Here is a 13,906-nt window from a genome sequence, read left to right as displayed (position 1 = left end):
ACTTGAATCCTAAAGATGGCGACAATTTTTTCGGAGATTAACCTGAAATTATTATGAATCCCGCCCCCACCTCATTTTTGCCCCATACCGGTTTCGAGCTTCCACCGGGCTATGCTGCAACTCAGTTTTTCAAGTTTTTTTTCATAATATCCAAGCCTTTGATGATATCTATGGCACTTTTTAACTGATTATCCTGTATTGAAATGTCCTGTTCTTTTTTTATAGATTCGTCAATATTTGCACCATTTTCCCTTTTTGGCTTTATATGGTTCTTGAGATCCCGTTCCCTGATGAAATCGTCTGTTGATTCCCTGTCCTCAGAGGGCCTGGAGTATTTTACAATGACATCTGGTTTTATTCCCTCTGCCTGGATTGATTTGCCATTTGGTGTGTAATATTTTGCCGTGGTAAGTTTCAATGCGGATCCGTCTTCGAGCGGGATTACGGTTTGTACGGACCCCTTTCCGAAAGTTTGGGTACCGATTACCAAAGCTCTCCCGTTATCTTGAAGCGCTCCTGCTACAATCTCAGCAGCGCTGGCAGTACCTTCATTTACCAGGGCAACGATGAAACACGTAGGCTCATCACCATCGTCTTTCGCTAACGACTTCGTTTCCATGCTTTTTGTCCTGCCCATGGTTGAAACAATGATTCCCGACTTGAGAAAGACATCGGCTACTCCTACTGCCTGATTTAATAGGCCTCCGGGATTATTTCTAAAATCCAAGATAAGTCCTTTAAGCACGCCCGCTTTCGCATTGATATCCTTTATTTCTTTCCTTAAATCATCAGCTGTTCTTTCCTGGAACGAAGAAACACGGACATACCCGATATGGTCATCGTAGATCTTTGATTTAATGCTTTTTATCTTGATAATGTTCCGGGTTATCACGAAATCTTTTGGCTTGGGCATGTTTTCCCGCATAATGGTTATCGTAACCTTTGAATCTTTTGGCCCTCGCAGTTTTTTGACTGCTTCCATTATCGTAATATCTTTTGTGGATTTCCCGTCAATCTGTATAATTTGATCGCCTGCTTTAACCCCGGCATTGAATGCCGGAGTATCCTCAATAGGTGAAACAACAGTTAGTACATCTTTCTTCATAGTGATTTCAATACCGATACCGCCAAAGATCCCTCGTGTTTCCACCTCGAGTTCTTTGTACATTTCTTTAGTCATATAAGTACTGTGGGGATCCAGAGATTTCATCATTCCGTTAATGGCGCCCTCTATAAGTTTTTTTGATGCTATTTCCTCAACATAGTTTTTCTGCACCATATCGAGTACTTCATTGAAGGTCTTTAGATTCTTGTAGATACTTTTGTCCAGCGCAGCCGATACTTGAGAATCTCCCTGAAGGCCAAGCAGTATTAAACAGGTTAGTAAGCACAGAATTGAAAACACTTTCTCATGCATAATTTTTTTCATTCAAACCTCCATTACGACCCTTTGTGAAAGGTTTCTCTTTAAAGGGGTTTCTCTTCTAACTCCCCCTTGATTTTCTTTGAAAAGTGCGTTATCGTATGCTGTTGGCGGGAGAAAACAGAAAATAATTAATCAAAATAATATCGTATTCTCTGCCGAACGCAGGAGACTCATTCATCATTGATGGATGAGTCTCGGTTATTATCAATAAGTACTGTTGATCATGATAGCACTATTTACGATCAAATTTCCATAAATTTTTAAACTGCAGGAATGAAAATGGCGATTTGGCGAACCTGTTGAAGATTACTGATTGAGAAGGCGTTTGACTAAGAAAAACATAAAATTATGAAGATGTCGTTACTAAACTGTGGCCTAAGAAAAACAGATTATGCAATTATGTTGGGTTGTTGTGTGGACTTTCTGCCGATATGAATGTAACACTTCCATTTATTATTCCCCCTTCATCAATGACTAATTTATAGCATCTGATCTGACCTCTTACGTCGGCTGACTTTAAAAGTGCAAGTGTATCTGTGACGATAATGTCTCCTTCAAAAAATCCGGCAATGGTTAGAGAAGTTACATTCACCTTTGCGGTTACACGGCTTTCTTTTTCTGTGAAAACAGTTTCAGCCAGTAGTGTACCTTCTATAATTCCTTCAACGATAAGATGTCCTTTAAAATGCAGAACTCCTTCAATTTTACTATTTTTGTTTATTATGGAAATATTGTCTTCAGTGCCTTTCACCAATTATTGTTCCTTTTTTCGTTAACCCTTCACGTTGAAAGTTTCTTTTAATACAAGCTTGCCGTCATTGGAAAATACAAAGATCGCAGCAGAATCATAAAAATAGTGTGTGGATATGTCTCTTGTGATGACTTTTTGTTTAGAGATGGAAAAGGGTTCTCCATCTCTAAAATTTTGTGGAGCTCCATTTACAAGAACAGTTTGAGGATAAGCAAGCCAATGTTCAGATCCCAAACTTTCTGATTTCAGAATAATAAATATATATCCCGATACCGTTGAATATGTTGAGGTTCTGTTTTTCAATAAAAAGGAATAGCGGAATATTTTTTTTGAAAGGTCAAAGCGTGCCGTAAAATTTTCTATAGACAAGGTGTAGGATTGTATGACGGAATTGCCTGTCGTAGTAGTAACTTGTGTTTCATTGTTTCTTGTATCGGGGGGGGGATTTCGAGATTCAATCTTGGCCGTAAGTTCCTCTTTATTTAAACTTTCGTTTCGATTGTGAAGCAGAACTGCAATGAGGGTAATAACGCTTATTCCAATAATTGTTAAGAGACAGATTGTTAAAAAGCTCATTGGAAACTTAAAGGAACACAATCGCCTCTCGTCCTCTATTATAATAATGGTGAATTTTTTTTGTTTTTTGTTTATGAGCATTGAAAAACGGTTTCACGAAGAAATTATTCTGAATGTGCCTGTTTACATTACAACTTTCTGTTTAGGATATCTTACTTCTTGTGGTAAAAATAAAAGGTCTCTACCACTGAAGAATATAACAGTAATATAAATCTCATCATATTATTTGATATATTCATGATATATCTTTATAATCACTTATATATGTTGTCAAGGTTAAAGAGAGAAACTTTTGGGGAATCGAATATTTCATCATCAGACATTTTCACTGAAGCAATCTTATCATTATGTCACACTGCCGAACAAGAAAAGGCATTGATAACAACGGGGATATTCTGTATGAACGTATTGTTGATACCGCAGTTACGATCAAGAATCGGTTGAAAAGCATACAACGAAGGAAAAACTCCAGAGGCGAGGAACGCAGATTCGAAGAATAAGCCTTCGCTCCGAAAAGCGAATGCCGAGGAATGAGGTATGCATTGATTTACGCTGCAATAGTGAGAGATGATGTATAACGCAGCAGCGGCATGTCTTTGCGCAGAAAGGGGAACTATTTTTTACAATGTCGTTAATAGTGAGAAATTTCTTTTAGGATGCAATCATGGATATAAGATCACGGATAAAAAAAACAATTATTTTCTGTGGCAGAATGATACCTATGTCTCTTACTGTTTATGCAGTTTTTTCCATGAGTGATGTAGTGCACAATATTGGTAGTTATGAAACCGTTTCATTGTCTGTCAATAATGTGTTTGCGCAGCAACAGGCAACTGAAGCAGTACCTCTAAAAGATGAAACGAAAAGTCCTTCGACTCACGATAGTAGTCTCATGAATAACTTGTTGGAAAAACAGAAACAGCTTGATAATCGAGAGAAGATACTAAAGGAAGAAGAGAGGAAAATCGAGGCGCTGAGAAAGGATCTTGTGGAAAAAATGGAGGCGCTTAGGGCTATGGAGGAAAAAATGACGCCTTCACTCGAAGTTCAAAAGGCGGAGAAGGATAAAAAATACCAGGCCCTGGCAAAGATGTATGAAGCAACTCCTGCCGAGAAGGCATCAACAATATTCGAAAAGATGGACAGAAAAATGGCGGCTGAAATTATGCTGCGCATGAATAGCAAAAAGGCCGGTGCTGTTTGGGCGAATATCAATCGTGACATAGGGGTGGAGATTGTCAGGGAAATAACCGCAACACACAGTATTGACGCCGCCAGTGCCAAAAGAATTGCTCAAGAAATAACCGGGACGGGAGTGATTAAACCGGAAACTAAACAGAGTGTGGTTGCAGAGAGCACCCCGAAAGCAGTACCGAAAATTGCCGCATCGAAGAGGGACAAACCTAAAAATATCCGGTCTGAGGCATTCAAACCATACGCTATACAGATCAAGGCGGTTCGGGATATTCAGGTAGCAAAGGAGTATACGAAAATACTCAAGGAAGAAGGCAATGATGCTTATTGGTCTCGGATGAATGTGAAAGATGGCGGAACGTTATATAGAATTTTCGTCGGTCATTTTGCCAGCCGCGAGGAGGCACTTACGTACATGAAAAAAAAGGATATCGTAAGCAACTACCCTGGCAGTTACATTCAGAAGAACGAACAGGTACTGCCTGAAAAAAAGAAAAAGCGAAAATAACTGTTTTATGAAAGTCCAAAAGCTTAAGGTACGTTTCATCTCTCGTTATGTTAGCGTGTATGAATCTACGCCTCACCGGGAAGTCACCGCCCATGGGCGGGGAGCTAGCTTTAAAATTTTCTGATTGGGTTATGGTATGCTTAAATTTATGCAGATTCGCCTGCTGATGCGAATGAGAGAAAGGTGGGTTGAGTTGGTGCTTGGTGAGGAATGCAACTGTTCAAATTCAATTTTAGACCGCTCAATTTCTCTGTAGAAAGAGAATATTTTGAAGTCATATAGGTACGATATTATATAATTTTTATAAAGTAATTTACAATCTCTTCGTCGAACTGACGGTTGATGTTTCTTCTTAACTCACAAACAGCTTCTTCTCTCTCCATTGCCTTTCGGTATGGGCGGTTATTCGTCATAGCATCGAAAGAATCGGCAACGGTTAAAATCCTGGATAGAAAGGGAATATCAGAACCCTGGAGTCCGTCTGGATAGCCTTTGCCATCCCAACGCTCGTGATGATGGCGGATTATTAACCTTTCAGTATCTAAAATTGGAAGCGGCTTCAGAATGCTTTCTCCAATCACGGAGTGATTCTTGATAACATCAAATTCTTCATCGGTAAGCCTGGCGGGTTTAAGCAGTATATTATCCGGTATCGCGATTTTTCCCACATCGTGTAGAGTTGCCGCTATTCTCAGTGATTCTAATTCGTTGGGGGAGCAGTTCATGGCTTCTGCGGTTTTAACGGCAAGATACTTTGCCCTCATTGAGTGCTCTTCTGTATAATAATCACGGGCCTGAATTGACGTGACAAGAGATTCAAAGGTACTCAAGAGATTCGTATACAGGCTTTCGTACAAAAGCCTGTTTTCAATATTAAGAGACGCCCTGTTAGCAATGCTCTGGATATAATAAAGGTCTCTTTCTGTATAGACATGCTCATTTCTCTTTCCTGAAAGAACAATGACGCCAAAGACCTGGTTCCTCATTTTTAAAGGAGCGCAGATGACAGATGAATATGCAGTATTCTCGATAAGATTTTGAAGTAAAGGGTCTTTTCTGCGGACGGTTTCTTTGAGGATAGGATTCAGCGATGGGATGGTTATGCTTTTGAAAAATGCTTTTGATACCCCCTCTACAACAATGGCATCAAATTCCTGATAATCTTTATCATATAAGAGGATGGAACAAGCCTCCCCACCGATGACCTTCAGGGCCAGATTAACCATTTCTTGAAATATTTCGTCATTGTTTCTCGCGTGTTCAATCTTGTCATATATATAACTTCGTGTAGATAAGTCGCTTATTTTATTGTTTAACGTTGTGGATGATGTTTGGTCGCCGTATTCGCCCAACATGGTTTTTGCCCTTAAATAGACATCAACTTTATAGAGGAGGTCATCAATATCGAAGGGTTTTGCGAGGAAATCTACTGCACCGGTCTTCATTGCTGAGACGGTAAGGTCGATAGTCGGGTATGCCGTAATAAGAATCACATGCGTGGTCGGATTAATTTCCCTGATCCTGTCCAGGAGCTCCATACCATTCATGCCAGGCATCATGACGTCGCATATTACCAGGTCAAAACGTTTTTTCTCCAGCTCTTCCAAGCCTTCAACGCCATCACACGCTTCAATTATTGTATAATTTCCGGATTGACTAATCGCATCGACGACAAGCGATCTGGTGGCGATATCGTCATCGACGACCAGTATAGATTGCTTTTCCACACTGATACCATTCAACCTGAACAGACATAATTGATCGTGCGTGTTTTCTGCGGAAATGGGCACAGGATTTGGCTCTCAGAATTTATTGTTTGTTAGATTTCAGAAGAATATCCATCAAGCTGTATGAGATTTTATCATAAACAGCTGTTTTATCTGCGGAGTCTAGGGTAACCACATCGACATACTTGTCTCCCTTGCTATTATCTGCCGGCAGCATTGAACCAGCTTTGACCTTGTTCTGTTTACTGTATGCCTTAAGAATATTATCAATCTGGTATGATGAAATTGTCATCGTTCAACTCTACTCCGTATATTGAAATCCTTCGTCTATTTTATCGGAAAATAATCTTAAAAACTTTAACTATTTTTTCAAATAAAGTATTAGTGTCATAAAAACTCAATTATAAATGGTTATTGTATTAATATTCTGTTTGACTATTAGCGTGTTTTTTGTTCATATTCATTTCGTTTGACCGTGGTTGATGAACGTGGAATAAATCAAAATTTTAGCGGAAAATGGGCGGCTTGGTAAAAGCTCTATGGGCAAAGTGAGTGAGTCTCGAGCAATGAGGCATAAAAAGACTTACGCTGTATATAGCTTTTCTCGTGCCAGGTATGGGGCAAGGATAGGGAACAACGTAGCATAAGCTTGCTCCTACACAGAAAGGGGACCTTTTTACAATGCCGCCAAGTTGTTTTTCATATCGTCATAAGTTAGAATTATCTTGAAGAATATTTTATGAAAAAAGGTAAGATATTAATAGCTGAGGACCACGAACTCAGCAGGGAGAATCTTTCTGAATTACTGAGAAATTGCGGTTATGAGGTAACGGCCGTCGAAGATGGCCGACTGGCCAGGGATGCCTTTATTGAAGATAAGTATGACCTTGTCATTACCGATTTAAAGATGCCAAATGTGGATGGTCTTCGGCTTTTAGAATTTATCCAAGAAATTAATCCTGAAAATATCGTCATTATCATTACCGGTCATGGCACCATTAGTACAGCCGTAGAAGCAATGAAACTCGGCGCGTTTGACTACATCACAAAACCGCTGAAGGATGATCTCGTGACATTGACGATTGAAAGAGCGTTATCCTACGCGAAACTCAGGGAAGAAAATATTACGCTCAAGAAAAATTTAAAAAAAAGATATGATTTCGACAAGATGATCGGATACAGCGATGAGATGAAAAAGGTCTTTGATACAATTGAAAAGGTAGCTTCTTCGGACAGCACGATCATGATATACGGTGAAAGTGGCACAGGTAAAGAATTGGTTGCCAGGGCTATACATTTCAACAGTGAGAGAATCAACTCCCCCCTTGTTGCCGTGAATTGTGGGGCTATTCCTGAAGAACTTCTTGAAAGCGAGTTGTTCGGTCATGAGAAGGGTGCTTTTACAGGAGCCATACGAACGAGAATCGGTAGATTTGAATTGGCGAATGGAGGGACAATATTTCTTGATGAGATCGGGGATATGAGTCCTGCCCTGCAAGTGAAGGTTTTAAGGGTACTTCAGGAGAAACAATTTGAGCGCATCGGGGGTGTTAAGACGCTGCAGGTTGATGTAAGAATTATTGCCGCGACGAACCAGGATTTGGAAAAGGCGATAGCAGAAAAGAGATTTCGAGAAGATCTGTTTTACCGTATTAATGTCATACCGCTTATTCTCCCTCCACTGAGGGAGAGAAAAGTTGATATACCGATTTTAGCTAACCATTTCTTGAGAAAGTTTAACAAGTTAAAGAGAAAAGCAGTGGTAAGAATCGTTCCTGAAGCGATGGAATATCTGCTGAGGTATTCATGGCCTGGAAATGTGAGGGAACTGGAGAATTTGATTGAGATGATCGTTGTTTTAAAGGAGGAAGGTGATATAGAGGTTGCTGATCTTCCCGGAAAAATAATGACGTTACCCCCTGTGGGCAGCTATATCAATGGTATAGAAATAACAGATCAGGGGATTAACTATAACCTTCTTATTGATCAGCTTGAAAAGGACTTACTTTCCAGGGCCTTGGAAAAAGCGGGGGGAGCAAAAAACAAAGCTGCAAAGTTACTAAACTTAAATAGAACAACTTTTGTTGAGAAAGTAAAGAGATTTAAAATTGGTCAGTAGGTCTTGATGTCTTCATAAAAAAATCCGGTACTTTGTTGCTCATTATCCCTTGCTCCTGAAGCGTACATCTAAGTACACTCCATTCCTCATGATGAGCGCCTCTGCATCGGGGTTTTTTGCGGAGCTGTATACTATAGCCCCGTCTGCAACTTTTCCCCTCGATACAATTTTTTTCTTTCTGCTCATCTCGTCTGCTTTAGAGAAATCCTTCCTATATTGGCACAAGCAGACGTTACTGCGAGAAAAATACGACTAAAAGGCGAGAAGCCCCCGGCAAAAAATATTCATTGCAGAAGACCGAGCTTGCAGGAGGCATCTCGGTCAAAAAATTGGCTTGAATGATGACTATTTGACATTAAATGCGTGCAATAAAGCGGTTTGATGGAGAGACAATACTCTTTTAAGGTCATGTTTATTAAAAGAAATTCGTGGCTATAGATAGATGGTATATAAATTGCTAAAGCCTCTAACTGGCATATTGGGGAAAGGTTTATCACCATGACAAAAATACCCACTTCGAAAAGGGTGCGTGAAAGATATCTCGATAAAAATAGTGTGTGTCCTCACATTGGTTATATTTGGAGATATCGAACATTGAAGAATTAAAGGCAATAGAGGTAAAAATCGCCAAGGTATTGTATAGTTGGAAATATGAAGAAGTTCATAAGTGTATCCATATTAATAGTGCTTCTTGTTTGCCAGTTAAGCGGGATAACTGCAGGTGGTGCTGATAATAAGCAGAGTCAAAATAGAGAGCAACCGGAGCGGCTGGCAACGGTCAGTCGTGGTACAGTATCGAACGATCCTTTATATGATCAGGCAATGAGTGACTTTCAATCAGGCAGATATTCGGACGCTTTGGAAAAGTTGAAAATGGTTTTGCAACAGGAACCCGGTGAATCTCCCAAGAACGAAAAGGTAATGAGAAATATAGCGGATTGTTACTTTTTCTTAGGTTTTCAAGGAAATACGAATAACCTCTTGGGCGCGGCTGATCTTTATAAAAATATTATACTGAAGTATCCGGCTTCTCGTGATGAAAATGCAGTTGCTCACTACAGAGTGGCAAAAAGCTATGCGGCGTTAAATTTTAATTATGAGGCGAAACGGGAGTTTGAAAATTTCTCCACAATGTATCCCGAATCACCCTATATCCCGGAAGTTGTATTCAGGATGGGAGAAATGCTCTACAAAACAAAGAAATTTAGTGAGGCCGCTGATAAGTTTGAAGAATATGTGCGTAAATTTCCTGGTGGAGAATATATTAAAACGGCTTATTTTAACCTGGGCGACTGTTACTCGCAGATTCATAATGAGGAGGCAGCCGGCAAATGGTATAAGGACGCCCTGGATAGGTGGCCTGATTTGCAGAACATTCCCGAAGCTGTCCTTTTAAATATAGGGTTTCATTACTTCAGGAGCATGAAATATCATGATGCCCTGAAGATTTTTTTCCTTTATATTAATGCATTCCCGGATAGCGAGAGTTACAAAGAAGTGCTCTTTGCTATTGCCCGCTCGTTCGCAGAACTTGATCAACTTCCCCTTTCCCTCAAGATGTTCAGCCTCTTAATAGAAAGATTCCCCAATAGCCGTGAAGCATTGGAAAGTGCTGTTATCATGGCAAATATGGGTGTAAAGAAGCCGGGATTGAAAGTGCCCTCATATTTCCACGGGATGCAAAATTACCGGGATCCGCTCCAGGCGTATACCGATCTGCTCGCCAAATTCCCACCCGGCGACATAGCTGAGGAGTTACTGTTTCAAAAGGGTTATGTCCTCTATAAAAGCGGTCGGTATAAGGAGAGTTTTGATACCTACAATCTTCTGCTGAGGCAGTTTCCCCAGGGAAAATACAAGGGAGAAGCTGTAAAGTATTTCCTGACGACTACCGATCGGCTGGTAGACGAGAGCTTTATAAAGGGAGATTATGCGGCAGTTACAGATACATACTTTAGGTCTCGAGAACACGGTCTGATTACGGGAGACAATTTCACGATGGCTTACAGTATGGGTGAAAGTCTCAGGCGGATAGGTCTTTATGATGAAGCGATGGAAGTCTTTGAGAAACTTTTGAAAACATGTGGGAGTGTTGCCGATAGGAATAAGATTGTACTGGCATTAGCTGATGTTGAGAGTGAAAGGGGAAATTATGAAAATGTCGAGAAGATATTGCAACAGTTGACGGTGTCGCCATTGGCAACTGAAAGAAGAATGACTGTCCATAACCGCAAAAGCAAACATCCGGGGAAGGTAACGGTGAAACATTCAGCGCCGGAAGGTCATATACAGAGACACATCAATAGAATTCTTGGGAATGTCTATTTTAAAAAGGGCCTGTATGATAAGGCCGCTCAAGCCTATGCCAAGGCTTTGGCTTCTGGCGAAGGTACTGAAGGTATGGCTGTGGTATATCGGAACTATGCTGAGTGCCTGAAGGCGACGAATTCGCTGTCATTGGCGATGGCAAATTATCAAAAGGCTATAGAAATCTATAACAGGGAGAGTCAAAAATACCCCGTTGCTGTCATTATTGATTCATATAGAGGTCTTGGAGATTGTCTGTACGAGATGAAAGAATACACGGAAGCGATATCTATGTACAAGAAATCGCTGGCAAAACTTGATGGTCATACCGAAGGCTTATGGTCAATCTATAATATGGGGCGTGGGTACGTAGAATTGAGAAACTCTGCGATGGCGGATAAGACATTTTCTGAGTTGAAAAGTAGGGGCGGTGAAGGCTTTTGGTCAAATCTTGCCGATTATGCGCTAAAAGATTACGGCTGGAATGAAAGATATGCATCGTCTCGGCATTAAAAACAAATGTTCAGGGAAACACGACGGTATCATGAATAATTCAGAAATGTCAGAAGATCATTACCTCTTCTTACAACGATCTTTTGATGAATTTAATCAGGCGACTGCCAGGCTTCAGAAGGCTTTTGACAATCTGGAGCAGAAGTTTGAAGAGATAAACAGAGAACTGGAAATTAAAAATGAGGAACTAAAGCAAACGATAGCGGAAAAGGATGAGGTAAAAAATTATCTGCAAAACATACTTGAAAGTCTTACCACCGGTGTAGTTGTCACAGATCTCGCCGGAAGAATAACAACACTGAACAGGTGCGCTGAGACATTTTTCGGTATCTCTCAGGATCAGGTTGTAGGGAAAAATCTAAAGGTTTTGCTTGATGATTTGAATATTTTAGAGATGAACGTCTTTGACTGCACCGACTATCCTGCGGACAGGGGGAGAAAAGTAACCCTTAGGGAAAGGATCGTAGAGATTTTCGGGTCTCCCATGAAGGCAGAGCAAGGAGAAATCATAGGGAATGTCTTTATCTTGCGTGATATTACCAAAATTGAGAAGCTGGAAGAAATGGCGAAGCGTACGGAGAAGCTTGCGGCAATGGGCGAGATGGCGGCAAATATCGCCCATGAAATAAGGAATCCTCTCGGTAGCATAGAGTTATTTGCCTCTTTGCTGATGAAAGATATTAAAGACGAGAAGCGTCAAGGGAGATTGTCGCACATCATCACCTCGGTAAAAAATATGGACAACAAGATATCGAACCTCCTGTTGTTCACGACGCAGAACAATCCCGTGATGAGGGAAGTTAACCTTCATCAAGTACTAAAGGAAGTACTTCGCTTTTCCGATCCGATTATCAGACAGGAAGACATATCGCTATCTGTGAAATATTCACATTTTGAGCCCTTTATCAGAGGGGATATAGAGATGCTCAAACAGGTTTTTCTCAATATTTTGTTAAATGCCATACAGGCAATGATGGATGGTGGATGGCTTGATATTGAAACAATTGTGTCCCATGGGCGGGAAGTCGGCAGTACAGGCGATAGAACCGTTGAAATCAGAATCTCCGACACCGGGGTCGGGATTCCAGGAGAGAATTTGAAAAAGATATTCGATCCTTTTTTCAGCACAAGGGAGAGGGGTTCGGGTCTGGGCCTGGCCATCGTCCATAACATCGTCCATATTCATGGGGGGGCTATCGATGTTGAAAGAAGGGAAAACGGCGGCACGGTTTTCAGTATACTCTTCCCCCTGGTTCAGGTGAGCACGATCTCTGAAGTAGCTAATCATTTTAGTATCTTAGGTGATAGACATGAATAAGAGGGTGGTTTTAATAGTTGATGATGATCCATCCATGCGGATGGCCTTATCCGAATCTCTATTGAGCTGCGGATATCAAGTAGAAGCCGCAATAGATGGTGCAGATGCCCTGGCAAAATTTAGTAAAGGAAGATTTGATATTGTTATTACCGATATGCGAATGCCGAAAGTAGGTGGGATGGAGGTGCTTCGAGGTGTCAAAAAGATTTCGCCGGAAACACATGTCATTGTAATAACTGCTTATGGAACAGTTAATACTGCTGTTGAGGCGATGAAGGAAGGGGCGTCTGATTTTATCATGAAGCCGTTTTCCCTTGATGACCTCGAGTCGGTTGTAAAAAATGTATTTTTGAATAACTCAAAAAAAGAAAATGAATTAATAAATGAGCAAGAAACTCAATCATCCATAAGAGAGATTATCACCTGCGATAAAAAGATTGTTTCGCTGCTGGAATTACTAAAGTGTGTATCAAAGAGCAAATCCAGTGTTTTGATTCAAGGTGAAAGCGGTACAGGTAAGGAGTTATTTGCCCGTTATATTTATCGCCATAGTAACAGATCCCATAAGCCCTTTGTTGCAGTTAATTGTGCTGCCGTTCCCCATAATCTTCTTGAAAGTGAAATGTTCGGGTATGAAAAGGGTGCGTTTACCGGTGCATTGCAGAGAAGATTGGGAAAATTCGAACTGGCCGACGGAGGAACCTTGTTGCTGGACGAGATTAGCGAGATGGACATGCAGCTCCAGGCGAAGCTTCTCAGAGCCATTCAGGAGGGAGAAATTGATAGACTGGGAGGCAGAGAAACCGTTCCTGTAGATGTGAGGATCATTGCAACAACAAACTCCGACTTGAAAAGAGACATTTCAGAAAAAAAGTTCAGAGAGGATTTATATTATCGGCTGAATGTCATACCGGTCAGCATACCGCCGTTCAGAAACAGAATGGGTGATATCCCTTTGCTCAATGATTATTTTCTGAAGAAATACAGTGAGCTTACGGGAAGAAAAAAGCCTGTCCTGTCTGATGAGGCGGTAGCCGTGTTGAAGAGCTATTCGTGGCCCGGAAATGTCAGGGAACTCGAAAATGTTATCGAGAGGGCCGTATTAATAGCTGATAATGGGATAATACGTCCAGAACATCTGTGCCTTGAGGGAGATGAAGAGAAGATTGGGGAAGCTGATTCAGCTACCGTTTCTCCCACGGGCTCTACTTTATGGGAGATGGAAAAGAGCCTCATTTTTGAAACACTCAAAGAGGTCAATGGGAATAAGACGAAGGCATCTAAAATTCTGGGCATCAGCGTTCGTACCATGCGAAACAAGCTGCATGAGTATAAAATGGCGGATTTATGAACAGGACAGTCAAAAAAATGCCTCTTTGTGAGGCCGGAAAAATTTTCCCGGTTATCGTAACATTGCTGATCATGTGAATTTTCCGCCCCTTTATGCGGGATCTTTGCAACGACCGG

The 13,906-nt window shown here is 40.9% G+C and carries 11 protein-coding genes; 5 read left to right on the top strand and 6 right to left on the bottom strand.

The window, feature by feature from the left end:
- Positions 1–121: 121 nt before the first annotated feature.
- The 3 genes from NTW12_01645 to NTW12_01635 form a co-directional block, all read right to left on the bottom strand.
- Positions 122–1,429 carry a S41 family peptidase gene (locus NTW12_01645; protein ID MCX5845055.1) on the bottom strand — a complete coding sequence of 436 codons (1,308 nt, stop codon included), beginning with the start codon at positions 1,427–1,429 and terminating at the stop codon, positions 122–124.
- Positions 1,430–1,823: 394 nt separating this feature from the next.
- The gene (locus NTW12_01640) at positions 1,824–2,177 is read right to left on the bottom strand and encodes a polymer-forming cytoskeletal protein (protein MCX5845054.1); all 354 of its coding nucleotides are present in this window, start codon (positions 2,175–2,177) and stop codon (positions 1,824–1,826) included.
- 21 nt (positions 2,178–2,198) lie between these two features.
- Positions 2,199–2,834, bottom strand: a complete 636-nt coding sequence (locus tag NTW12_01635) for a hypothetical protein (protein MCX5845053.1) — start codon at positions 2,832–2,834, stop codon at positions 2,199–2,201.
- A gap of 583 nt (positions 2,835–3,417) precedes the next feature.
- On the opposite strand from NTW12_01635, the gene NTW12_01630 reads away from it, so the two are divergent.
- Positions 3,418–4,455, top strand: a complete 1,038-nt coding sequence (locus NTW12_01630; GenBank protein ID MCX5845052.1) for an SPOR domain-containing protein — start codon at positions 3,418–3,420, stop codon at positions 4,453–4,455.
- Positions 4,456–4,745: 290 nt separating this feature from the next.
- On the opposite strand, the gene NTW12_01625 is transcribed toward NTW12_01630, so the two are convergent.
- Positions 4,746–6,245: a response regulator gene (locus NTW12_01625; protein MCX5845051.1), complete on the bottom strand. Its 1,500-nt coding sequence runs from the start codon at positions 6,243–6,245 to the stop codon at positions 4,746–4,748.
- Positions 6,246–6,264: 19 nt separating this feature from the next.
- Complete coding sequence (locus NTW12_01620) at positions 6,265–6,474, bottom strand: hypothetical protein (GenBank protein MCX5845050.1); 210 nt, start codon at positions 6,472–6,474, stop codon at positions 6,265–6,267.
- A 447-nt stretch (positions 6,475–6,921) separates the two neighbouring features.
- Here NTW12_01620 and NTW12_01615 point away from each other — a divergent pair, with 447 nt between their 5' ends.
- Positions 6,922–8,301, top strand: a complete 1,380-nt coding sequence (locus NTW12_01615) for a sigma-54 dependent transcriptional regulator (protein ID MCX5845049.1) — start codon at positions 6,922–6,924, stop codon at positions 8,299–8,301.
- Positions 8,302–8,343: 42 nt separating this feature from the next.
- Here NTW12_01615 and NTW12_01610 read toward each other — a convergent pair whose 3' ends face one another.
- Positions 8,344–8,487: a hypothetical protein gene (locus NTW12_01610; GenBank protein MCX5845048.1), complete on the bottom strand. Its 144-nt coding sequence runs from the start codon at positions 8,485–8,487 to the stop codon at positions 8,344–8,346.
- Between the two features lie 465 nt (positions 8,488–8,952).
- Between NTW12_01610 and NTW12_01605 the strand changes: the two genes are divergently transcribed.
- The 3 genes from NTW12_01605 to NTW12_01595 are packed head-to-tail and all read left to right on the top strand — an operon-like array spanning position 8,953 to position 13,790.
- Positions 8,953–11,121, top strand: a complete 2,169-nt coding sequence (locus NTW12_01605; GenBank protein ID MCX5845047.1) for a tetratricopeptide repeat protein — start codon at positions 8,953–8,955, stop codon at positions 11,119–11,121.
- Positions 11,093–12,439 (top strand): ATP-binding protein, encoded by a 1,347-nt coding sequence (locus NTW12_01600; protein ID MCX5845046.1) that lies wholly within the window; start codon positions 11,093–11,095, stop codon positions 12,437–12,439. Before NTW12_01605 ends, NTW12_01600 begins: the two co-directional genes overlap by 29 nt.
- Positions 12,432–13,790 carry a sigma-54 dependent transcriptional regulator gene (locus NTW12_01595; protein MCX5845045.1) on the top strand — a complete coding sequence of 453 codons (1,359 nt, stop codon included), beginning with the start codon at positions 12,432–12,434 and terminating at the stop codon, positions 13,788–13,790. The genes NTW12_01600 and NTW12_01595 overlap by 8 nt, the downstream gene beginning before the upstream one ends.
- The last annotated feature ends 116 nt before the right edge of the window (positions 13,791–13,906 follow it).

This window comes from Deltaproteobacteria bacterium, assembly GCA_026388545.1.
GTDB lineage: Bacteria > Desulfobacterota > Syntrophia > Syntrophales > UBA2185 > JAPLJS01.
This window is presented reverse-complemented; position numbering and strand designations above follow the sequence as displayed.

What these genes read in the sequence shown, in the direction of transcription:
- NTW12_01630 (MCX5845052.1), top strand. Translation starts at nt 3,418, where the DNA reads ATGGATATAAGATCACGGATAAAAAAAACAATTATTTTCTGTGGCAGA.
- NTW12_01635 (MCX5845053.1), bottom strand. Translation starts at nt 2,834, where the DNA reads ATGCTCATAAACAAAAAACAAAAAAAATTCACCATTATTATAATAGAG.
- NTW12_01610 (MCX5845048.1), bottom strand. Translation starts at nt 8,487, where the DNA reads ATGAGCAGAAAGAAAAAAATTGTATCGAGGGGAAAAGTTGCAGACGGG.
- NTW12_01645 (MCX5845055.1), bottom strand. Translation starts at nt 1,429, where the DNA reads ATGAAAAAAATTATGCATGAGAAAGTGTTTTCAATTCTGTGCTTACTA.
- NTW12_01605 (MCX5845047.1), top strand. Translation starts at nt 8,953, where the DNA reads ATGAAGAAGTTCATAAGTGTATCCATATTAATAGTGCTTCTTGTTTGC.
- NTW12_01600 (MCX5845046.1), top strand. Translation starts at nt 11,093, where the DNA reads ATGAAAGATATGCATCGTCTCGGCATTAAAAACAAATGTTCAGGGAAA.
- NTW12_01595 (MCX5845045.1), top strand. Translation starts at nt 12,432, where the DNA reads ATGAATAAGAGGGTGGTTTTAATAGTTGATGATGATCCATCCATGCGG.
- NTW12_01615 (MCX5845049.1), top strand. Translation starts at nt 6,922, where the DNA reads ATGAAAAAAGGTAAGATATTAATAGCTGAGGACCACGAACTCAGCAGG.
- NTW12_01620 (MCX5845050.1), bottom strand. Translation starts at nt 6,474, where the DNA reads ATGACAATTTCATCATACCAGATTGATAATATTCTTAAGGCATACAGT.